The sequence below is a fragment of the Streptococcus oralis subsp. dentisani genome (assembly GCF_007475365.1).
GTDB classification, from domain to species: Bacteria; Bacillota; Bacilli; order Lactobacillales; family Streptococcaceae; genus Streptococcus; species Streptococcus mitis_AX.
Window position 1 is genome coordinate 927637 of record NZ_CP034442.1, and the last position, 23169, is coordinate 950805.

Genomic DNA, 23169 nt, shown 5'->3' on the forward strand with positions numbered 1-23169 from the left:
GAAGTACTTTGACTTGCTGATACTGATGCGCTTGCTGATTGACTTGCACTTACAGATGCTGAGTGGCTTGCACTTGCTGAAGCACTTTGACTAGCATTTGCTGAGCTTGATGCTGATTGGCTTGCACTGATGCTTGCTGATACAGATGCTGATGCGCTTTGGCTCGCACTAATTGACGCAGACTGGCTCGCGCTTGCTGAGATAGAAGCTGAGTTCTGGTTGTTAGATGCTGAAGCTGAGGCACTTTGGCTAGCACTTACAGATGCTGAAGTACTTTGACTTGCTGATACTGATGCGCTTGCTGATTGACTTGCACTTACAGATGCTGAGTGGCTTGCACTTGCTGAAGCACTTTGACTAGCATTTGCTGAGCTTGATGCTGATTGGCTTGCACTGATGCTTGCTGATACAGATGCTGATGCGCTTTGGCTCGCACTAATTGACGCAGACTGGCTCGCGCTTGCTGAGATAGAAGCTGAGTTCTGGTTGTTAGATGCTGAAGCTGAGGCACTTTGGCTAGCACTTACAGATGCTGAAGTACTTTGACTTGCTGATACTGATGCGCTTGCTGATTGACTTGCACTTACAGATGCTGAGTGGCTTGCACTTGCTGAAGCACTTTGACTAGCATTTGCTGAGCTTGATGCTGATTGGCTTGCACTGATGCTTGCTGATACAGATGCTGATGCGCTTTGGCTCGCACTAATTGACGCAGACTGGCTCGCGCTTGCTGAGATAGAAGCTGAGTTCTGGTTGTTAGATGCTGAAGCTGAGGCACTTTGGCTAGCACTTACAGATGCTGAAGTACTTTGACTTGCTGATACTGATGCGCTTGCTGATTGACTTGCACTTACAGATGCTGAGTGGCTTGCGCTTGCTGAAGCACTTTGGCTAGCATTTGCTGAGCTTGATGCTGATTGGCTAGCACTGATACTTGCTGATACAGATGCTGATGCGCTTTGGCTCGCACTAATTGACGCAGACTGGCTCGCGCTTGCTGAGATAGAAGCTGAGTTCTGGTTGTTAGATGCTGAAGCTGAGGCACTTTGGCTGGCGCTTACTGATGTTGAAGCACTTTGACTTGCACTTACAGATGCGCTTGCTGATTGGCTAGCTGATACAGACGCTGAGTCGCTTGCACTTACAGATGCTGAAGCTGATTGACTAGCTGATACAGATGCTGATTGGCTTGCACTGATGCTTGCACTTACTGATGCTGAAGCGCTTTGGCTTGCACTAATTGACGCAGACTGGCTCGCGCTTGCTGAGATAGAAGCTGAGTTCTGGTTGTTAGATGCTGAAGCTGAGGCACTTTGGCTGGCGCTTACTGATGTTGAAGCACTTTGACTTGCACTTACAGATGCGCTTGCTGATTGGCTAGCTGATACAGACGCTGAGTCGCTTGCACTTACAGATGCTGAAGCTGATTGACTAGCTGATACAGATGCTGATTGGCTCGCACTGATGCTTGCTGATACTGATGCTGATGCGCTTTGGCTTGCACTAATTGACGCAGACTGGCTCGCGCTTGCTGAGATAGAAGCTGAGTTCTGGTTGTTAGATGCTGAAGCTGAGGCACTTTGGCTGGCGCTTACTGATGTTGAAGCACTTTGACTTGCACTTACAGATGCGCTTGCTGATTGGCTAGCTGATACAGACGCTGAGTCGCTTGCACTTACAGATGCTGAAGCTGATTGACTAGCTGATACAGATGCTGATTGGCTCGCACTGATGCTTGCTGATACTGATGCTGATGCGCTTTGGCTTGCACTAATTGACGCAGACTGGCTCGCGCTTGCTGAGATAGAAGCTGAGTTCTGGTTGTTAGATGCTGAAGCTGAGGCACTTTGGCTGGCGCTTACTGATGTTGAAGCACTTTGACTTGCACTTACAGATGCGCTTGCTGATTGGCTAGCTGATACAGACGCTGAGTCGCTTGCACTTACAGATGCTGAAGCTGATTGACTAGCTGATACAGATGCTGATTGGCTCGCACTGATGCTTGCTGATACTGATGCTGATGCGCTTTGGCTTGCACTAATTGACGCAGACTGGCTCGCGCTTGCTGAGATAGAAGCTGAGTTCTGGTTGTTAGATGCTGAAGCTGAGGCACTTTGGCTGGCGCTTACTGATGTTGAAGCACTTTGACTTGCACTTACAGATGCGCTTGCTGATTGGCTAGCTGATACAGACGCTGAGTCGCTTGCACTTACAGATGCTGAAGCTGATTGACTAGCTGATACAGATGCTGATTGGCTCGCACTGATGCTTGCTGATACTGATGCTGATGCGCTTTGGCTTGCACTAATTGACGCAGACTGGCTCGCGCTTGCTGAGATAGAAGCTGAGTTCTGGTTGTTAGATGCTGAAGCTGAGGCACTTTGGCTGGCGCTTACTGATGTTGAAGCACTTTGACTTGCACTTACAGATGCGCTTGCTGATTGGCTAGCTGATACAGACGCTGAGTCGCTTGCACTTACAGATGCTGAAGCTGATTGACTAGCTGATACAGATGCTGATTGGCTCGCACTGATGCTTGCTGATACTGATGCTGATGCGCTTTGGCTTGCACTAATTGACGCAGACTGGCTCGCGCTTGCTGAGATAGAAGCTGAGTTCTGGTTGTTAGATGCTGAAGCTGAGGCACTTTGGCTGGCGCTTACTGATGTTGAAGCACTTTGACTTGCACTTACAGATGCGCTTGCTGATTGGCTAGCTGATACAGACGCTGAGTCGCTTGCACTTACAGATGCTGAAGCTGATTGACTAGCTGATACAGATGCTGATTGGCTTGCACTGATGCTTGCACTTACTGATGCTGAAGCGCTTTGGCTTGCACTAATTGACGCAGACTGGCTCGCGCTTGCTGAGATAGAAGCTGAGTTCTGGTTGTTAGATGCTGAAGCTGAGGCACTTTGGCTGGCGCTTACTGATGTTGAAGCACTTTGACTTGCACTTACAGATGCGCTTGCTGATTGGCTAGCTGATACAGACGCTGAGTCGCTTGCACTTACAGATGCTGAAGCTGATTGACTAGCTGATACAGATGCTGATTGGCTTGAACTTACAGAAGCTGAAGCTGATTGACTAGCTGATACAGATGCTGATTGGCTCGCACTGATGCTTGCTGATACTGATGCTGATGCGCTTTGGCTTGCACTAATTGACGCTGAAGCTGATTGACTTGAGCTTACTGATGTGCTAGCTGATTGGCTTGCACTTACAGACGCTGAAGCTGATTGGCTTGAACTTACAGACGCTGAAGCTGATTGGCTTGAACTTACAGACGCTGAAGCGGATTGACTTGCAGATACTGATGCTGAAGCCGATTGACTTGAGCTTACTGATGTGCTTGCTGAACGACTCGCGCTGAGCGATGCACTAGCTGAGGCACTGGCCGAACGGCTTGAGCTTACACTTACTGATGTTGAAGCACTTTGACTTGCACTTACAGATGCGCTTGCTGATTGGCTAGCTGATACAGATGCTGATTGGCTTGCACTTACAGATGCGCTTGCTGATTGGCTAGCTGATACAGATGCTGATTGGCTTGCACTTACAGAAGCTGAAGCTGAGCGACTTGCAGATACTGAAGCTGAAGCTGATTGGCTTGAGCTTACTGATGCGCTAGTTGATTGGCTTGAGCTTACAGAAGCCGAAGCTGATTGACTAGCTGATACAGATGCTGATTGGCTAGCACTGATGCTTGCTGATACTGATGCTGATGCGCTTTGGCTTGCACTTACAGACGCTGAAGCTGATTGGCTTGAACTTACAGACGCTGAAGCGGATTGACTTGCAGATACTGATGCTGATGCGGATTGACTTGAGCTTACTGATGTGCTTGCTGAACGACTCGCGCTGAGCGATGCACTAGCTGAGGCACTGGCCGAACGGCTCGAACTTACAGAAGCTGAAGCTGAGCGACTTGCTGATACTGATGCTGAAGCTGATTGACTTGCAGATACTGATGCTGAAGCACTTTGGCTTGCTGATACTGATGCGCTTGCTGATTGGCTAGCTGATACTGATGCTGAAGCTGATTGGCTTGAGCTTACTGATGCTGAAGCTGAGGCACTTGCTGAACGGCTTGAGCTTACGCTCGCTGAGGCTGAACGACTTGCGCTAAGTGATGCGCTAGCTGACGCACTGGCCGAACGGCTCGAACTTACAGAAGCTGAAGCTGAGCGACTTGCAGATACTGATGCGCTAGCTGATTGGCTTGAGCTTACAGAAGCTGAAGCTGAGCGACTTGCGCTGAGTGATGCACTCGTACTTTGGCTTCCTGATACAGAAGCAGATACGCTACTGCTCACGCTTGCACTTGCTGATGCACTTTGGCTAGCATTTGCTGAGATAGATGCTGATTGGCTAGCACTGATGCTTGCTGAGATAGATGCTGAAGCGCTTTGGCTTGCAGATACAGATGCTGAAGCTGATTGGCTAAGGGATCCGCTTTCTTTAACATTTATTTGAATGTCCTTAAAGTTAAGCTGTCCAGCTTCGTCAGTAATCTTATATTTAAGTGTTACAGTTCCTGTTTTAGTAGGCGTTCCAGAAATTTGGATAGATGGAATATAACCAGTTTTACCAGCCCCTAATTCATTGGTTTTAGTAGTAACTGTTAATCCAAGAGCTTCTAGTTCTTTCTTACCATGAATCAGTTCAACCGCTTGATCTGCAAGGTAAGGACTTTGCCAAGAACCAACAGACTTATCTCCTTTGTTATTACCATCATGAACATATAAAGTTTCATTAACTCGTTTACCGACTTCAACCTCAGGAACTAGTGGTTCAGGGGAAGGAATTAGTGAGTCTTTGCTCTTGTTGATAATTGACTCCTGCGCAGCCTCGGTTACAACTTCTTCTGGACGGCCTAGATAGGTAAAGAATTCAGCATCCTTACCTCCCAATCCATCATTATGTCTGACAAGATAATTAGGATTTTCAGTTTTAACAGTCCCCGTAACAGTGACTTTAGGAACATAGGTAAAATCAGCACGTCTTTCCACTCCTTGAACAAACCTCAAGCCCATCGGTTTGGTCCAACCACCATTACCAGTGTACAAAGTAATAGCATTTCTAGCATCTTGCTCATATCTATACTGTTTATCATTATGGAAATAGTAGGTTTCATTGACTGTATCTCCTACTTTATATTTTGCAAGAGGAGCCAGTGCTTCTTTTTTCCCTTCGGCATCATACGTTACAGCAGGTCCCTTAAACTGAGTAGTAGTAAGGTTCATGAATATGCTGGTTTGAGGAAAGCTACGTCCATCAAAGGTCACATCCAGATTGATACTACTTCTAAATGCTTTTGGATTATCACTCTTGAAAGTTACATATGGAATATAACGTCCAGGAGCCACTTCCACACGACCTGTTTCCGAGGTAATATTATATTTCTCTTGTGCTTCTTGCCAGTTTCGAGTCTCTAGAGTTTGTCTTGGAGAAAGTCCTGCAAACTCACTATCCTTATATGAACCGTAAGGATATTCGTCCGCATCAAATTGAGACTTATGCATATAATATGTTACCGAGAAAGGAACACCTGCTCGTCCCAGAAAGACCCGTTGTCTATTTAAACGACCACTTGTTTCTGGAGAGTTGATGCTATATGGATCGGTATTTAGAAAGAAAGGTTCTTTTGATCCAGTATCGATCGGATTTGCTCTAAAACCAGAATACCCTGTCTTTGGTGCAGTCGCTACAGTATTGTCAACCTTTTGGTTTTTCTCAGCTTGCTTGGTTGTATCCTTACCTTGGGCTTGGTTCTTATCTGCTACAACACCAGCTGCGATGTTGTTGCTTGTTGTTGCTGCTTGGCTACTAAGTTGAGTTGCACTAGACAAAGCATCACCGAGTTTGCTTGATGCTAAGCTAGCTGCAGGTTTGGTATCGGCATTGAGTGATGCTGATGTAGAAGTTGAGACAGATGCTTGTACTTCTGATCCACTCGTTGCACTAGTGCTCTCAACTAGTGAAGTTGAAGCTTGAGCGCTCGCTGACGCTGAGGTAGGAGCTGATGTTGATTGACTCGCTGAGGCAGATGCTGGAGCAGTTGACTGACTTGCTGATGTTGAAGCACTTGCAGATGCTGACTGACTGACTGAAGCTGACTGACTTGCAGAGGCAGATTGACTGACTGAAGCTGACTGACTCGCACTCGCTTGAGCCTCAACAGATTGACTGACTGATACAGAAGCTGTTGCAGATGTTTGTTCTGCTTGAGCTTTCTTTACTTCTGCTTGCGCTTGAGCGATGATTGAGTTAGTACTTGTTTCAGTTGTTTCAGCTGCTTTCGGTTCAGCTGCGATGACTGTTTTATCCTTTTCTGTATAGTCAGATGTTTCATCCGCATAAACAGTTTGCTCTTGAGTCATCACAAATCCTGCAGCTCCCGCGGCCAGGATTCCCCCTATGCCCGCTAGCGTGTTAAAACTAAGGTGTGCGTGATCAAGTTCTTCAGTGTCTGACAGGGTACTAGAGACAACTTCGCCCATCCCACCAATACGGAAGAGATCCAATTGAGAGTTCGAGGCTTTTACCCAGTTTTTACCCGACTTGTAAAGCTTATAACGCTTTTTCTCATCTACGATCTCGAAATCTTTGTTAAACTTTTTACTTCGAAACATTTGTTTCCTTTCTTTTCATCAAAATGCGACCCTTTGTTAACCTCATGATCATTAACAAAGCGTAGTTACGCTGCCCTCTCAAAACCAGAGATAATAAAACCGCAGTCAGTCTCAGTTTTTATCCCTTTGACTCAGAAAAAGCAGATTCCATCTGGGATATACCAGTTGCTTTTAACTAGTATATACCATTTTCCATTTTATCAAAACAGCTCCTCCTTTTCAAGCAATTATACTCGAAATGACAAATGAAAACACCTAATTTTTACCTAAAATTCGCTTTTAAGGCTCAAATAATTGAAAGCGTTTTATTATTTTTCGACATCTCTACTTTCCCCACCCTTTCACCCTAGTTCAGTTAGACAGGAACAAAAAAACCTTGACGAACAAATCGTCAAGGTTCATCTTTTCTGGAGACCATCTCCATCCAGAAAAGTTCCTAAAAAAAGCGTCCCAACTGCATGAGTAGTGTGACCAAAAGAGTTACGAGAAAGAGAACTCCGCCCAGCACGGCAATCATGCTAAAATCTTGCTTCTCCCTTTTTAGGGGTTTCTTTCGATTATCTAGCTGTTCTCGTATATGTTCTTGTAAAATGCTATTGTCCTTGTTAGACATGTGCTCCTCCTTTTCTGTTGATAGAAAGGAACTTGCTTTCATCGAAAGCAAGCCCTTGTCTTATTAGCTTATAAAATTGCCTTGTAGGCTTCCAGATCAGCCTGATTCGCTGCCTGTTTTTGCTTAGCAAGGGCAGCCTCCATCTCAGAAGGAAGAGAGAGAACTCCCTGAATCTTACCTACCATGGCTGATACATTTTCCACCGGATAAATATGACTTTCTGCAACGAAACGATGATTGTGACAAGTCGTCTCAAAACTGAGAATCAGCATATTATTCTCAAAAGCTGTTCGACTACCATTGAGAATTTCATCACTGATATTGATATCCAGATACAAGTCACAGCGAGCAAAGAGCTCATTCACCTTAGCTGGACGAATATTAGGATAGAGGGAAATATTCGGATAGCGATTTAATTCCATTAAACGACTTGACATCTCAGTAATCGCTCCAATATGGAAATGAACATTTGGTAATTGAGTCAAAAGTGGCTCAATTTGCTCGATTTGGTCACTATTCGTCAGAATCAAAGCTTCTGGATTCATATTATTGAGGCGATGGTATTGATAGAGATAACCAACATTGCGGAAGTAACTCTTCTCTTTTGGTGTCGCAAGCTTGAGGATTTTATCATAAACTTGCTTGTCCTGTACTGCGATACGGATGTTACGATGAGGCAACTGCATCGCCGCTTTCATGTTACCCGGCAACTCCTCTCCAATTGGCTCCTGCCAGAAGAGAATATCCTCTGCTCGTCCTTCTTTCGGAGTCAGACCAACAGCTACTAAAAATGGTGTTGCTAGAGAATTGTAGATAATGCGATCTGTATCATATCCACGATATCGCAAGTAAAAGATTACAAACTCTTGCTTAGAATTAAAAATATGGCGTTTTCCATCAAGAGTTAAGATAATATCCTCTGTTAGATGATTTTCCATAATCACCGTCACGTTATCCTGATTAAAGTAGCGTGTATGAGTTGGACGTTGGGCATCATCATAGGTAATCTGTGCAAAGAGACGTCCCTTGCGATTGTAAATATCTGCAGCGCGTACACGGCCTTGATCATCTAACCACTCAACTGCACGCACGCGACGTTCGTGTGTCGGTTGACGGTAAAAGATATTGGCACGTTTCTTACCCATATCCAAGATTTCACCATTAACATTACTCGAGCGAATTTCCCACAAATGAGGTTTCGGAACAAGGTTAAAATAAAGAGGTAGATCGTCCTCTGAAGCCACATCTCCAGTAAAGTAACTGTAAGGCGACTCGACATCAGGTGCGAGGTAGCCATCGTCTCGGATCACGACAACAGGGTAGTCTAGCCCAGCTGCCTTAAGTGAACGTAACAAATCAAAACTCGCTTGATCATAGCGTTCAAATAAACAAATCATAGTGTTTATGCCTTTCTTTTCAAATCCCTACTGATGCTGTGCAGATTGAACAAGATCATACCAACGCTGGGCAATATGTTCATCAAGATATGGTTCTGCCACCTCGTAGGATACACGGGATAGATCTTCTTGGGAATGTTGAGTAAATAGCTGGACAATCTTTTCTGCGTATTCCGTTGTCATTGCATCCAGATCATCTGGACGCGCCTCAGGAATCAAGTAGCCATTTTCTCCATCACGGATAAAGGTTGGATTTCCATAACGTACATCAAAACCAATAATTGGCAGACCAGAGCCAACTGCCTCTAACAAGGTCAAACCAAATCCTTCACTTGTGGAGGCAGAGAGGTAAGCAGAGTAATTTCGATACACATCTGCCATGTGGTGATGCCCCATAAGACGGATATAGTCTTCTGCATTTAACTCATGAATCAACTGCTCCAACATGGCTCTTTCGCCACCCGTACCATAGATATCAAAAGTAATTTCAGGTAATTGCTCATGTGCCTTCACTACAGAGTGAATCAACCAATCAATATGCTTTTCACTGGCCAAGCGCGAAGCTGTAATCAATCCAAACGGCTTGCGCTCTCCTTCTGGATGACGCAATTGATCCAAACTTCCTACCGGAATAGTCAAGATTTCCTTTGGTTTGATGGTTGTATATTGGGCGAATTGTTCTTTGAGTAGGTTCGTTTGCGCATCGGTCGAGTTGATGATATAGTCCACTTCGTCAGCATGTTCAAACTGATACTCATAATAGTTATTCCACAAAATATAGTCTTTCTCAGCAGGATTTTCACTAAAGTGGTCTGCATGAACGATTACGACTAGCTTTGCAGCGCCCTTATTAGCAAAGATAGCTTGACCAATATCTGTCTCTCGATCCAAGATCAACAAATCTTTGTCCGTCAGAGACAGACTTCTCATAAAATGCGCGACAAACTCTTGCTTAGAATAGAAAACATGATTTGGGAAACGATAGACTTGCGTTTCCTGTCTACCATCGACTTCATTGATGATTTCTTCATAGGCCACACTACCATCTTCATTGAGCCAGGTACGTTGATATAATTGCGCATGACCATTCATCGGACTAAAATACTCGACAAAATTCTTCGTATAAGTGTAGTACTCTTTTTGAATCAGGCAACCACGCGAAACAATTTCGGCGCGTTCAATCAACTCTTTATCCATATCACAGGCATAACAAGTTACAAAATCACCATCACCAAATACTAATCGAATCGTCTTCATATCGGTGTCGCGGATAATTTCGAGAGGCTCTTTATCGAAACTCGCTAAGACCTGCGCTAACGTATAGGTCGTCGGTGCAATTTTGACATCTGTAAAATGCTGATAAAGCCAGATAACCTCAGAGTCTTCAAAGCCGATATTCTTTGTCAAATGTTCAATGTTATCAGCAGATATAAAATCCATAAAGATGAACTTCGCTTCTAAGCCAACACTACGAAGCAATTTTGCACGGTAGATCTGCGCATATTCTACACCGCTACTCGCCCAGCCAATCCCCAAATTGATGTTATAAATTGTCATATTTGATTATCCTCTTACAAAAAGTTATCTCGTTTAATTCTCGAAAGACGTTTGATTCTCTTGCCCTTATCATCATCTAACTTATCTTCGTCTTTCTTTTTAGGTTTTGCGCGACGTGAAGTGATGTAGCTGACAGAGATGGTACTATCTGTTCCTGTTTTTGCAAGGGGTTGTTCGAGATGGATTTTCTCTCTCTCAGGCACCACCTCTTCTTTCTCCTTAGCAACTTCTTCTGGTCTATCAAGTTCTTTACGCAATTCTTGAATTTTTTTGATATCTTTTGGTTTGCCATCGATATCGTCCAGTTCTAGAAAATCATCAATTCGACTAATAATATTTTTAATTTTTTCTTTTTGTAAATTATACAATCTCTCAGCCTCTGCCCGTTTTTTGGTCAGAGTATCGATTTCTTCGAGAATAGATTCTCTCGTATCCAAGTAGTCTTTTTGTGCCTTTTCTAAAACTTCTTTAGCTTCTTTTTCGGCCCTATCATGAGCTTCAATGACAAGAGATTTGGCATAAATGACTGCTTCACCGATCTCTTTTTCTTGATTCTTCATAGAGTCGATTTTTTTTACGTAGAGATTCGATTTTTTCATTCTTCTTTTGAATTTCACGATCGAATCCTTCCTCTAATGCTTCGATACAATCTTCGACTTCCTTAGCACGGTAGTTACCGAACAATGTTTTCTTCAGTCTCATTTTGCTCCCTCTATTCCTTACTTATTCTGATTTACACCACTACTCCTCATTGTAGCATAAAATAGCGCAAATTGCTATTCTTTTCTAAGCTCCAAACAAGGAAAATATCCTAAGCTGCTATCAAGCAAAACCCGAACTTAGCTTAAAGTCCATCTATTTCTAAAAAAATGTCTGATTGATAGATCAGACATTTTCAAAAGTAAAAATACGAACACTACTTCTAGGGTAGAAGAAATTCAGTTATTACTTCCTATTTTAAAAATTTAGTTCCGTCCAAGTAAGCGGTGTATAGCCAAGCAATTCCACACCATCATACTCAACTGTTTTCACGATCTCTTGGATGTTTGTTTTCAATTCTTCAGTTGCTACGCTATTTGAATCATCCAAGACCACATCATCTTCCACGACGAAGAGTGGTTTTTGGTAACGATCGTAAAGATTGTTCATCACGAGACGAAGTCCCACAGAATCTATGCGATTTTGATTTTGGCCATTACTTGCATATTTGTTGATAAAAACTTCTTGGGAATTGCTTGATGCATAATAACTGAAGCTGACAAAGTCAATTTTCCCATCTCTTAGGACAAAGAGGTCGTCGTTTTCAATATCCAAGGCGATTTGATCACGTTCTAAACGACGCAAAAAGTGATTTGGGTAGTATCCACGCACTTGCACGTCTGTAAACAAATAATTTTCCCTATCTTTGACTTCTGCTTCCATTACATCAATAGCATTTTCAGTTTGCTGACTGTAGTTTTTACTAACAACCATCATCCCACCAAACTGAAACTCTGGGTTGATTGTTTTTCCGAGCTTGATTGCACGTGCAGAAGCAACTAATTGATAATGAGCTGCTTGCCAAATCACCTGTTCTTGATTGTCATCTGCTCCAAAAGACAATCCTCCACCAAGAAACGGCAAATGGTGCAAAACGTTGAACTCATTGAAGGTAATCCAATACTTCACTTTGTCCTTAAAGTACTGAAAGACAGCTTCTGCGTAACGCTCAAAGAGTTCGATCATCTTGCGGCTTTTCCAAGCTCCATATTTTTCGTATAAATTCAGCGGAAGGTCAAAGTGACTCAAGGTCACAATCGGTTCGATATCTTTTTCTAATACGTCATCGATGATTGCTTCATAATATTTCAATCCCTCTTCACTCGGCTGCAACTCTTCACCATTTGGAAAGATGCGTGCCCAAGAGATCGAGATTCTATAGGCATTGAAACCCATTGATTGAATTAAATTCAGCTCTTCCGTATAATCTCTCTGACCTACTGAAGCAAATCTCCCTAGGATATCATAAGATCCTAAAGGTACATTTTTGTAGTCAACTGTTCCATTCAGAACTTCTATCCGAGACTGGTCAACTGGTAATACATCTGTAGTACCCAAACCTTTGTTACTATTTGACATCATATTTCTAATCATAGTGGCTCCTTTTGATTTTTATTATTTCTATTTAATGATTGCAAGTTCTGTTTAGAAGGATTTCTCATCTTCCCTTTTTTGAGTAATAGCAGCCAAACCAGACAATTCACTTGCAACATTTCTTAAGTCACGTGCTAGGGGCTGCGAACCTGGTCTGAGTAGGTGATAGAGTTGGCGTTCCGTCATCCTTAAATTTGTTCCATTTGATTCTGAATAGTGAGACAGGTGTTTCAGAGAGTCTTGCAAATCTACATTCTTTATTGATTCTTCTCTATTTTCAAGCTCCTGTTGCTCCTCAGCAATATGTGCTTGAGACAATTCTTCTTCAGAAATTTCAGGTGTCATCACTTCTTGCACTTTTTGCTGGTGAGTTAGAGGGCTCATATCCAGTTCAGAGAGGCTCTTATACAGACGTTCCGAAACATGCAAGTCATGCGCGAATACTTCTGTCTCCGCCACACTCTGTCTATAGGAACCAAATTCTGATTCTAACATACTATAGGATTGAGATAGGGATGCTTTCCTGAAACTCACCGAATCAGCTACACTCTGACTTTGACTTAAAGATTCAGATATTTGTTGACTTTGACTTAAGGATTCGGACTCACTGAGATAGAGGATTTCGCTCAAACTTAACGACTCGGACTCAGAAAGTAGATGAGAAATCATCTCACTCAAGGAATGAGATTCGGAAATCGATTCCCATTCGCTCTGGCTTAGGCTATAGAACTCAGACTCGGAAACACTCTGACTTGCTTGTTCTGATTCGGAATAGCTCCACCACTCTGATTCTGAGTGACTTTGAGATTCGGAAATCGATTCCCATTCACTCTGACTCAAGCTATAAAACTCAGACTCGGAGACACTCTGACTTGCTTGCTCCGATTCGGAAAAACTCCACCACTCTGATTCTGAAGAGCTTTGGGATTCGGATATGGATTCCCATTCACTCTGACTCAAGCTATAGAACTCGGACTCAGAGATACTCTGACTCGCTTGTTCCGATTCGGAATAGCTCCACCACTCTGATTCTGAAGAGCTTTGGGATTCGGATATGGATTCCCACTCACTCTGACTCAGGCTATAGAACTCGGACTCAGAGACACTCTGACTTGCTTGTTCTGATTCGGAATAGATCCACCACTCTGATTCTGAGTGGCTTTGAGATTCCGAAACGGATTCCCACTCACTCTGGCTCAGGCTATAGAACTCGGACTCGGAATAGCTCCACCACTCTGATTCTGAGTGGCTTTGGGATTCGGATATGGATTCCCACTCGCTCTGGCTTAGGCTATAGAACTCAGACTCGGAAACACTCTGACTCGCTTGTTCCGATTCGGAAGAACTCCACCACTCTGATTCTGAGTGGCTTTGAGATTCAGAAATCGATTCCCACTCACTCTGGCTTAGGCTATCGAACTCGGACTCGGAAACACTCTGGCTCGCTTGCTCTGATTCGGAAGAGCTCCACCACTCTGATTCTGAGTGACTTTGGGATTCAGATATGGATTCCCATTCACTCTGGCTCAGGCTATAGAACTCCGACTCTGAGACATTCTGACTCGCTTGTTCTGATTCGGAATAACTCCACCACTCTGATTCTGAAGAGCTTTGGGATTCGGAAATCGATTCCCACTCACTCTGACTCAGGCTATAGAACTCAGACTCGGAGACACTCTGACTCGCTTGTTCCGATTCGGAAGAACTCGACCACTCTGATTCTGAGTGACTTTGGGATTCGGATATGGATTCCCACTCACTCTGACTTAAGCTATAGAACTCTGACTCGGAAATACTCTGACTTGCTTGTTCTGATTCGGAAGAACTCGACCACTCTGATTCTGAGTGACTTTGGGATTCGGATATAGATTCCCACTCACTCTGACTCAGGCTATAGAACTCAGACTCGGAGACACTCTGACTCGCTTGTTCCGATTCACTCAAGGAAAGGGACTCGGAGACACTAGGATTTTGATCATAAGAAAGGGACTCGGAGTATGCAATACTTTCACTCAAAGAGAATGCATCCGTATCCTGACAAAGGGACTCCCCTGTCAAATGCTCAGAAACAGAGAGGCTATCAACCAAGGAAAGGGACTCAAATTCAGATTCTGAAGAAGAGACCACTAATGAGTAGTTCTCAGACATGGACTCTCGAAGCGAGAATCCTTTTGCTGATATACTCTGGCTAAACGACTCACTGTACGAATCTGCGACAGAAAGGCTGAGGGAAGCTAAAGCGCTAGTTGACAAGCTCTGACTAACATTCCTTATCAAGTCAGCCACTCCCAAACTGTTCCTTTCCTGAAAGTCTTCTAAGGCTTCCATGACAGAAACTGATTCTGTTGGTAACTCAAGATCTTCACTAGCACTCAGAATAATTTCCTTTTGCTCTTTGAGTTTTCGACTGACGGGCTTTGATTTAGTTGCATCCAGGCTACGGTAATCACTATCTTCCCTACCCTTTTGCTTAAACTTTGATATCAAACGTTTAAATCCCTTTAGCTCTTCGTTATTATTTTTGCTCATAATATGATTTTCTCCAAAAATACAGTTATATCATCATTATAAAGTCTACAACAGAATCTGTCAAAGTATTAGCCAAAGAAAACTTCTAACTTCCCAGAAGGCTTAATATTAATGTAACTCAATGCCATGTTTTTTATAATGTTTAGATTTATATCTGCATTCATTCTTTTGTATGATTTAAAAGCTTCTTTATGAAACTCAAAGACAGGATTTTTTTGGGCATACCCTTGACTAGACACCAAACCTTGAAATTGCTGTAAATAGTCAACTTGCTCAACCCAACAGTCATCTATCGCTCTCAAAACGACAGTTCGTTGAAATTGATTGAACAACTCTGAATCCTTGATTTTATCTTTTTTCTGCTGGTATTCTGAAACAAGGAGGTCAGATAAAAACTTTTTAACTTGCCGTAAATCCGTGACATCTAGATCATCTGGAATATCCTCGCAGTAATAACTAATGTTATCCAAAACAAAGCGAAATAAATCCGCCCGCTCTTTAAACGGTGTTTTACTTGTATAAATATCCACTGCATCCGATAGGATAGACAAGAAATAAGTCAAATCAAAGTCTGGATGAGAGATGAGCTTATTACGCTTATTGTAGATAATCTGTCGCTGAATACGGATACTTTCATCATATCGTTCCGTTGAACGTCTGGAAGCCGCTGACGCGTTATCACTATTCTTCTGAGCCTCTTCAACCGCATGTCTAATACGACGAGAGGTCAAATGAATCTTTTGTTTTTCCTCTGGTTTTGCAATTTCTTTGTGATAGTACTCACTAATCCATTTGCTACCAGACTTGGAAATAAGATCATCCTCAAGAGAAATAAAGAATTTGCTCAACCCTGGAGCGCCTTGTCGTCCGGCACGACCGCGAAGCTGCAAATCCACTCGCTCACTGGACATTCTCTCTGTTCCAACAACAGCAAGTCCACCCAACTCAGCAACCCCTTCTTCCAAGATAATATCTGTTCCACGACCTGCCATTGATGTTGCTACCGTCACTGCAGAACGTCTACCAGCCAGGGCGATCATCTCAGCCTCTTTCGCTGCATTATGGGCGTTCAACACATTATGGGCGATTCCCTCTTGGAGTAAGAGCATAGAATAAATCTCAGACATTCCAACTGATCCTGTCGCAATTAAAACTGGCTGACCTTTTTTATGTAATTTTTTGATATACTCCAATGAAGCATATAATTTTTGAGGAATCGTGAGATAGATTTCATCTGGATAATCAATTCGTAAATTGGGTTTTCGTGTAGGAACAACTACGACTCCCAAGTCGTAAACGTCTCTGAACTCATCCTCACAAACCTTACCAGTACCCGTCATTCCTGCTAATTTTGGAAACATTCTAAATAAATTTTGATAGGTAATAGAGGCCATCGAACGTGTTTCCAATGTGATTTTCACACGTTCTCTGGCTTCTAGTGCTTGGTGTAGTCCTGATTGGAGTTTATTTCCTTCCAAGAGACGTCCTGTCGCCTCATCCATTAGTTTAACTTCGCCATTATCCACTGTGTACTGACGATCTTTTTCAAATAAGTGGTTAGCTCTCAAAGCTAGGTTAATTTGGCGAATGAGCTGGTAATTATCTGGATCATAGGCATTCTGAACGCGGAAATAAACCTCTGCTTCCTTTACTCCTTTTCTCGTCAACCATACAGACGTCCGAGTAGAGTCTAAATTAAAATCTTCCCCTTCTTTTAGAGTTTTTACAAACTCATCACACGAGAGAAAGAGGTTGGATTGAACCCGAGGAGAACCTGAAATGATTAGAGGCATCTGCGCACTATCTAGCAAGGCTGCATCTACTTCATCGACCAAACAAAAATAAAATTTTGGCAAAAACTTCTTTGATTGAGATGTCGCCAAGTTTTCTTCTAGGTAATCAAACCCTAACGCACTATGTGTTGTGTAGACAATATCATTCTTATAGATTTGTTGTTTTTGAGGAATTTTAAGTTTTTTTGTCGGATCGTCCGAGACACCAACCCCAACTGTCATTCCTAAAAATCGAAAAACGGGTGCCATTTGTTTAGCATCACGCGCTGCCAAATATTCATTGGCCGTGACTAAGATCGTACTTTTTTCCGTCAAGGCATTTAGGTATAAAGGAAGGATAGCTGTCAAGGTTTTTCCTTCCCCTGTTCTCATTTCTGCAATCTGATTGTCTTGCATAACCAAGGCTCCTAAAACCTGAACATCATAAGGATATAATCCTAATACACGCTTGGCCGCCTCACGAATGGTTGCATACGCTTCTGGCAAAATGGACTGCAAGCTTTCTCCTCCAGAAAGGCGTTCTTTAAACCATTTTGTCTGAGCTTGCAGTTTCTCATTTGACATAGCTGCATAACTATCAGATAGTTTATTAACCTTCTCCAAAATCTTTTTGTAACGCATTAGTTTATAGGAGTTGGTCAAATTGAATCGTTTAGTTTTCATTTTTTCTCATCCACTCTTCAATCTTCTCCAAGTCAATCGCTTGAAGTAAAAATGACTTATCTAATAAATTTTCAATGTTTGCTAGTTCACGTGGTCTAGTCTTCAAGTTCGCATATTCCTTAACTTTTGTCGGATTAAATTGCTGCAGCAATAATTCTTTAAAAATAGGCGGATTTACTCGATTACGATAACGTTCCAGCAAGCGTTGATAATCTAGTTCACTTAAAAACTCATCCGTCACAAGAGCGTATGAATTTCCAAATTGTTTGGAATAATGCAGGGCCGCAATATTAGAAATCGCTCCGTAACCAACAAAAGCCACTTTTTCAAAAAGATGCTCTTGCGCTAATTCTTCAATCGTTTCAAGCAAGGTTTCGTAAAAACGTTCCTCCATGTATAGGAGTGCTTCCCTATAAGACGAATTAACAATCAATACATTTGAGAAATGTTCACGAACATGTTCTGGGATAAAACCTGTTCGATTGAGTTCGGGTTCAGTAAAGCAAACATACATCGTTTCTTTCTCGGAATCCTGATGAAGTAAATCAGATATCCAGTAGCGATCCACTGTATAATCCGCTAACTGCTCCTCAGCAACATAAATCCCTTCAAACAGGAAGCGATGACAACCCGAGCTGACTAACTGCACCTTGTAATATTGTGTACTATCTGGAACGCATATGCTCACTCTCTCTCCCTGTTTAATGATTTGATTCGAAATTTCTTCATCTCGAGCATCCATAAATTCAACTTTTAAGTATGTTGAATTTTCTGGGATGGTTTCTATATGACTGCCAAAGATATAGTTTTGCCCACGTTTCAATTCAGGAAGCTGACTCGTATTGCGTAAAGCCTGATAGTTTGCCCGTGAGTGCCATTCATGAATAACTGTCCCCGAAGGCATGAACTGGTTTTCATACAAAACATGACCACCGTCTAACAGTCTGACAGATGAACCGTATAGATACTGAGATACGCTTTGGATATCCCAATAAGCAAAATAGACTTCTTCCTTGTATCTCACGATTTAAACTCCCTTTCAAAACTATTCATTAATAGCGTTTTATATTGATTAAAGAACCATTCAACAATACCTTGTGTATCATCGTTGTGTCGTCCAGTCAACCCCTTACTGATAACGCTGACGCGGTAATCTCGCTGTCCTAACTCATCCAGCATATCGGGATAGGCCGACATATCATAGTCATCTTGATACATAAAGGAGATAATGAATTTTGTTCTTGAGAAATCAGCTGACTCAAAAGCCGTCCAGAAACGTTCGTTAAGCTGAGCTGTAGCTTCACTTGATAATTCTCCTATTGTGCGGTACACCAAATCCAGTGACGTTGGAAATCCTCCCGGACGAATAGTTGACTCATTTTCTGCCATATCTCCTAAGTTGACAAGAGGTTTTCCGACAATGACGGCATGAGGTTCCAACTTAGAACTATAGTAAAGGGCGCCAAAAGTCCCCATTGATAAACCTGACAAGGTCAGTTGTTCCTTCGTAAAACCAAGTTCATCTAAGCAGTTATGAACCACTTGGAGAAGTTTTTGTTCCAGCTCCTCCGATCCAAGATAGAAAGCGCCCCCCTCTGAACGCGGATCCCCTACTAGTAAGAATGGCGATTCCAAATTATTCATCATCCAGTATCCCTCGAATCCCTCTGCGGGACGGTACCCTGAAAAATAGATGTTCAACGGTGGTTTCAAATCTCCTGGATGGAAGAAATAAATCAGTTCTTCTCTATTTTTATCGCTAATTCGTTTTCCTCCGACTAACAAGTCTCCATAGCCTAGATGGGAGTCTCGATAGTGGCAGGGACCAAGTTTTACAATTCCTTGTCCTTTTGCTTGAATGCTGATACTCAAATAATACGAATCATTTACATCTAACGTCAGAGATCGGTCAAAGCTCGTTTCATCATAAATCCATTCTTGCATGGGAGAATTTCCAGCTGGAAAACCTTTAACAACGTAGCGGATTGAACAACCTTCTGAAACCCTGAACTCAGGCCACAGATCTAAAGGCATTTCCCCACTCAGAAAAACATTATGTTGATAGGTCGCAATAGTCTGATAATCCTCGCCGTATCGGCCACACAAACGAAGGTAATTTGTCCCTTCATAACTGACTTGCCCCTCAAAAGATGGTGCAGCGACTAGATGATTAACACTTAGTTTCGTTCCATTTTGCTTGGAGAAAAAACCACGTGAAAATATATGTAGCATCTGCTCTGGATTTTCAAAATTTGTTTTCACAGCTTTTTTACGCAAAAGAAATCGTTCCAGCGTTTTTGTAGTGATTTGACAACGCTCATGATAGAACAGACGGTAAACCTGAATTTTCTGATCCAAGATAGTGACATACTCTAAATATTCAGCAGTATCTACCAACACGACATCAAACGGTCTGTCTACTTTTTTCTTCTTTTTTTTCCCGTTTTCCGCCTCAACTTCTCTATTTAAGATCCCGATATCTTCTGGCAATAAAGAGACGATGTCTTCTGGTTTGACAAATGTCCATTTTATATTACTAGGAATTTCATATTGCTCCTGCCAATTTTCATCAGCAATTTGCAAAACACTAATTTTTTTCATTTCCTTTTAATTCCTTTATGGTATTTTTCCACATATCGACAATCTCACCCCTTGTATACTGTTCAATCTTCTTGACTGAGTGAACTAGAGATTGATTCCAATGTTCTAAGTTTGTGAGGTAGTATAAGAGTGCCTCTTCAAAATCTGAAATATCATCTAGAATCCAACCATTTTCTCCATGCTTCACATAAGAAGAACTATACAAGTTAACCTGAGGGATCCCTCCACTAATGCCAGCGATTTGAGTCAACACATCAGCTGGAGTTCCCAAATCTAGTATAATACGAACGTACTTCAGAACTTTAATCAAATCGCTATCGCTATGAATGGTCTCAATATCAATCCGTTCGCGAACAATCTCCTCTTCATCATCAAGAACTCGGTTCTCACCTCTCGCTCTCTTCTCTTTATCAACAAAAATCAATTCTTGTTCATATTCTGGCTTAAGAGATCGATAGCTTTCTAGTACCTGTTTTATATAGGCCTCTCGACCAAAATCCTGACTTTGTGTTCCAACCAGCAAGTCAATCCATTCATTTTTCAACATCATTTCAAACAAAGTCGTAAACACATATTGAATTTGATCCGCTGGTAGATTGTCGTAATTGACGTAAACAATCAACTCTTTTTTTCTTTGACTATGCCCTAGGTTTAGATGAGTGTCATAAGGCGGAATCTCATAAAATCCCGGCAACTGTTCTAGATCAACATTAGCGGCTATCGTTTCAATTTTATTTAAACTATCAACAACGAAGAACGGCGTGTCTGTCAAATCCGTTAGCAGCTGCTCCTGGTTTGTAATTGGATAGCGATCTCCAAAAAAAGACAAGATAACATGATGGTTTTCCTTAATCTTTTGGAAAAAGTGATTGTGCTGCACATCTGACGAAATCACAATCGTATCATCCTTGGTTAGCGCAGAAGTTAGATACTGATCTAGTTTTTCATTGATCAATTCTTCGATATCTCGGTAAACTTCTTTTGCAAATGTAGCCTGCGCCTCAGGGTTGATAAGCACTTGATGATTTTCTGTACCCAAAAATTCCCTAAACTGCCATGTGCCTTGTAAATTTAAATAATCTTGGTAGTAAGGTTGATCATTTTCAAAATAGATGATACTTGAAACAAATCCACGATCATCAAAAATTAGCTGATGATTTGTCTGCCCACCCTCAAAATAAGTAATATCAAAGAAATTACCTGTTTGTGAAAAGTTAATTTTAGCATAGTGTTCTTGATTTAAATATACCTCAATCATAAAAGGAGTATAGAAGAATTCTACTCCTTGAGGCCATTTAATATCTTCCAGACGAATTTTACGTACAGATACATCCGTCAGACCTTGTATGGTATCAAATAGATTCCATACAGTTTCTGGCAATATTCTTTGCTGATAAAGAAAGGTTCGAATATGTGGTGAATAGTTCAAAATCAGAGTGGTATTTTCCTCTCCTGATTGCTGAAACATTCGCAGCAAATTCACCGCATCATCAAACATCATATTTTTAGACACGTAATAGAAAGGCAGGGTGGTAGAATACCATTTCCGATCTTGTCTATACCAAGATGGTACAAAGTAAAACATATCCCTCTATTCTCCTTTAAATTCTAATTCTTTGTGGTAGTAAGTCCCAATTCTCAAGATACGTATTTCTTCATGCAAAGGCAAGAGCATACTGACTAAAATGATCAATGTACTTGGTATAGTCAAAAGCAAATTTGGAAGAGGTAGGAAGAAATTAATGAAATAGGGTAAACCAATAAAAACGATCAGGTAGAGTGCTCCTACGTTAGATTGTAAGGAAATGTAATGTTTCAAAACTTTTAAAGTTGCTTTCCCAGGCTGGATATAATCTAGGTATTCTCCTTGACGTTGTAAACGTTTCGCTGTTTCTTCTGGTTCTAAGTTGATATAGGCAAATAAAATTGCAAGAAGATAGATAGCAAGCAGGTAAAAGGCTAAACTTAGGGGTTTTGTAAAGTCAAATAAACTACCAAAATTTTTTGTAAAACCATGTCCAAACCAGTCTAATACCAACTGAAGCAACATAATAACACTCGAGGCATACATAATAGGCATTCCCCCAGAGGGAAGAAATTTGATAGGGAGGTAAGATTTGCCGTAGTAACGACTACTTAACATAACTCGATTTAGAGGCAAACGAATTTCAGCTCTCTCGCAGACCACGGCAATATAGCCCAAGAGCAAAAATGAAATTGCCGCACCTACTAGAAAGGCTAATCCTTCTTTAGAAAAAACAGATTGTCCTATCAATACCACTAATTGGTTAGCAAATTGTAGCAGAATTCCTGAAATAATAATAATTGTCTGCCCGCCTACTCCCTTGCTAACATTCAAACCAGCCAACCAGATAATAACAAAGCTTCCTGCTACAACAGTTGCTAGTACAGCCATATTATAAATCCAATCATCTACAAGAAGCAAAAAGCGTCCATTTTCCGAACGAGCCGTGTACATAACAGCTATCCCTTGTAACACGGAAAAAATCAAAGTGAGAATCTTTTGCACAAAATCCGCTTTTTTCAATGACCAGGACTGGATATTCCAACTTTTATTCAAGTTGATGACCTGCCAGACAATCATCGTCGTAATCCATGGACCTAATCCCAGAGAAAACATGGAAATCTGAGAGACATCTACTCCTGCCAAGGAATACAAATAGGCCAAGGGATTTTGCTCAGTTATTTGTGAAAAACCTGTATTGCCATTGTATCCTGGAAGTAAAATATGGCGACCAAGTAAATAGATCGCAATGATCAAAATTGTAAAAATTGCTCTTCGGAAAAAAATACTTGTTCGTTTCTGTTTCTTAAGACCGAAATGTTTCATCTGTCATCCTTTATTCTTTATATTTAGCAAGTCTTGCGATCATTTTCTAGCAATGTTCATGCACCATCGTAACAGCAAGACAACCCAAGAAAACAGGCTCATCCCACTGATAATCAAGATAGGATTAACTGGCTTACCATGATATTTCACCTATGAAATACAGGAGCACCTCATGAGTGTAAATCTACTTGGAGCTTCTCTTCTATCCTTGAATATTTTCATGTGAGAACACCTGTTCTTCCATTTTTTCTATTTGAACATTATCAAATGCATAAACGGATCTACTTAATCCTTAAAATTTTTATAAGTATATCAACTCTGTCACCATGATTAGCATCTAAAAAAACCATTCCCATACCAAATCTCTGAAAGGTAAGGAATTTTACGCTTTCTCATC

Annotated in this window: 15 protein-coding genes and 2 pseudogenes; 2 read left to right on the forward strand and 15 right to left on the reverse strand. The window is 41.7% G+C overall.

Features of this window, described 5'->3' with window-relative positions:
- Nucleotides 1–29 precede the first annotated feature (29 nt).
- Nucleotides 30–4433, reverse strand: a pseudogene (locus EJF26_RS10530) (hypothetical protein); the annotation flags it as partial.
- 1177 nt (nt 4434–5610) lie between these two features.
- Between EJF26_RS10530 and EJF26_RS10075 the strand changes: the two are divergent.
- Nucleotides 5611–5838, forward strand: coding sequence for a hypothetical protein (locus EJF26_RS10075; protein ID WP_260678639.1), 228 nt, complete (start codon nt 5611–5613; stop codon nt 5836–5838).
- Between the two features lie 27 nt (nt 5839–5865).
- Nucleotides 5866–5997, forward strand: a complete 132-nt coding sequence (locus EJF26_RS10080; protein WP_009013904.1) for a hypothetical protein — start codon at nt 5866–5868, stop codon at nt 5995–5997.
- Here EJF26_RS10080 and EJF26_RS10085 read toward each other — a convergent pair.
- The 14 genes and pseudogenes from EJF26_RS10085 to EJF26_RS04755 form a co-directional block, all read right to left on the reverse strand.
- Nucleotides 5978–6166 (reverse strand): hypothetical protein, encoded by a 189-nt coding sequence (locus EJF26_RS10085; protein WP_260678640.1) that lies wholly within the window; start codon nt 6164–6166, stop codon nt 5978–5980. The genes EJF26_RS10080 and EJF26_RS10085 overlap by 20 nt on opposite strands.
- 367 nt (nt 6167–6533) lie before the next feature.
- Nucleotides 6534–6635 (reverse strand): annotated as a pseudogene (locus EJF26_RS10345) (KxYKxGKxW signal peptide domain-containing protein); the annotation flags it as partial.
- A gap of 436 nt (nt 6636–7071) precedes the next feature.
- Nucleotides 7072–7248, reverse strand: a complete 177-nt coding sequence (locus tag EJF26_RS04705) for a hypothetical protein (RefSeq protein ID WP_000066117.1) — start codon at nt 7246–7248, stop codon at nt 7072–7074.
- A gap of 68 nt (nt 7249–7316) precedes the next feature.
- Nucleotides 7317–8645: an accessory Sec system glycosylation chaperone GtfB gene (gene gtfB / locus EJF26_RS04710; protein WP_000562908.1), complete on the reverse strand. Its 1329-nt coding sequence runs from the start codon at nt 8643–8645 to the stop codon at nt 7317–7319.
- A gap of 27 nt (nt 8646–8672) precedes the next feature.
- On the reverse strand, nt 8673–10202 hold the full coding sequence (gtfA, locus tag EJF26_RS04715; protein ID WP_000158471.1) for an accessory Sec system glycosyltransferase GtfA: 1530 nt from the start codon (nt 10200–10202) through the stop codon (nt 8673–8675).
- 14 nt (nt 10203–10216) lie between these two features.
- Entirely contained in the window at nt 10217–10762 is a 546-nt protein-coding gene (locus EJF26_RS04720; RefSeq protein WP_260678641.1) for a hypothetical protein, read from the reverse strand.
- Nucleotides 10734–10904, reverse strand: coding sequence for a hypothetical protein (locus EJF26_RS10090; protein WP_260678642.1), 171 nt, complete (start codon nt 10902–10904; stop codon nt 10734–10736). The genes EJF26_RS04720 and EJF26_RS10090 overlap by 29 nt, the downstream gene beginning before the upstream one ends.
- Nucleotides 10905–11159: 255 nt before the next feature.
- The gene (locus tag EJF26_RS04725) at nt 11160–12335 is read right to left on the reverse strand and encodes a family 1 glycosylhydrolase (RefSeq protein WP_000620805.1); all 1176 of its coding nucleotides are present in this window, start codon (nt 12333–12335) and stop codon (nt 11160–11162) included.
- 51 nt (nt 12336–12386) lie between these two features.
- Nucleotides 12387–14864 (reverse strand): hypothetical protein, encoded by a 2478-nt coding sequence (locus EJF26_RS04730; protein WP_000042132.1) that lies wholly within the window; start codon nt 14862–14864, stop codon nt 12387–12389.
- Nucleotides 14865–14932: 68 nt separating this feature from the next.
- The gene (gene secA2 / locus EJF26_RS04735) at nt 14933–17320 is read right to left on the reverse strand and encodes an accessory Sec system translocase SecA2 (protein ID WP_000851050.1); all 2388 of its coding nucleotides are present in this window, start codon (nt 17318–17320) and stop codon (nt 14933–14935) included.
- Nucleotides 17310–18344 (reverse strand): accessory Sec system protein Asp3, encoded by a 1035-nt coding sequence (asp3, locus tag EJF26_RS04740; RefSeq protein WP_001269549.1) that lies wholly within the window; start codon nt 18342–18344, stop codon nt 17310–17312. Before asp3 ends, secA2 begins: the two co-directional genes overlap by 11 nt.
- Entirely contained in the window at nt 18341–19921 is a 1581-nt protein-coding gene (gene asp2 / locus EJF26_RS04745; RefSeq protein ID WP_000724330.1) for an accessory Sec system protein Asp2, read from the reverse strand. The genes asp3 and asp2 overlap by 4 nt, the downstream gene beginning before the upstream one ends.
- On the reverse strand, nt 19908–21506 hold the full coding sequence (gene asp1, locus EJF26_RS04750) for an accessory Sec system protein Asp1 (RefSeq protein ID WP_000499200.1): 1599 nt from the start codon (nt 21504–21506) through the stop codon (nt 19908–19910). The genes asp2 and asp1 overlap by 14 nt, the downstream gene beginning before the upstream one ends.
- Nucleotides 21507–21512: 6 nt before the next feature.
- Nucleotides 21513–22772 carry a preprotein translocase subunit SecY gene (locus EJF26_RS04755; RefSeq protein ID WP_000680146.1) on the reverse strand — a complete coding sequence of 420 codons (1260 nt, stop codon included), beginning with the start codon at nt 22770–22772 and terminating at the stop codon, nt 21513–21515.
- Between the last annotated feature and the right edge of the window lie 397 nt (nt 22773–23169).

Bases quoted from the DNA above. Each gene is read 5' to 3' on its own strand.
- EJF26_RS10075 (WP_260678639.1), top strand. From the start codon at position 5,611: ATGCTATATGGATCGGTATTTAGAAAGAAAGGTTCTTTTGATCCAGTA.
- EJF26_RS04755 (WP_000680146.1), bottom strand. From the start codon at position 22,772: ATGAAACATTTCGGTCTTAAGAAACAGAAACGAACAAGTATTTTTTTC.
- gtfA (WP_000158471.1), bottom strand. From the start codon at position 10,202: ATGACAATTTATAACATCAATTTGGGGATTGGCTGGGCGAGTAGCGGT.
- EJF26_RS04705 (WP_000066117.1), bottom strand. From the start codon at position 7,248: ATGTCTAACAAGGACAATAGCATTTTACAAGAACATATACGAGAACAG.
- secA2 (WP_000851050.1), bottom strand. From the start codon at position 17,320: ATGAAAACTAAACGATTCAATTTGACCAACTCCTATAAACTAATGCGT.
- EJF26_RS04720 (WP_260678641.1), bottom strand. From the start codon at position 10,762: ATGAAGAATCAAGAAAAAGAGATCGGTGAAGCAGTCATTTATGCCAAA.
- EJF26_RS10090 (WP_260678642.1), bottom strand. From the start codon at position 10,904: ATGAGACTGAAGAAAACATTGTTCGGTAACTACCGTGCTAAGGAAGTC.
- EJF26_RS04725 (WP_000620805.1), bottom strand. From the start codon at position 12,335: ATGATTAGAAATATGATGTCAAATAGTAACAAAGGTTTGGGTACTACA.
- asp1 (WP_000499200.1), bottom strand. From the start codon at position 21,506: ATGTTTTACTTTGTACCATCTTGGTATAGACAAGATCGGAAATGGTAT.
- EJF26_RS04730 (WP_000042132.1), bottom strand. From the start codon at position 14,864: ATGAGCAAAAATAATAACGAAGAGCTAAAGGGATTTAAACGTTTGATA.
- asp2 (WP_000724330.1), bottom strand. From the start codon at position 19,921: ATGAAAAAAATTAGTGTTTTGCAAATTGCTGATGAAAATTGGCAGGAG.
- gtfB (WP_000562908.1), bottom strand. From the start codon at position 8,645: ATGATTTGTTTATTTGAACGCTATGATCAAGCGAGTTTTGATTTGTTA.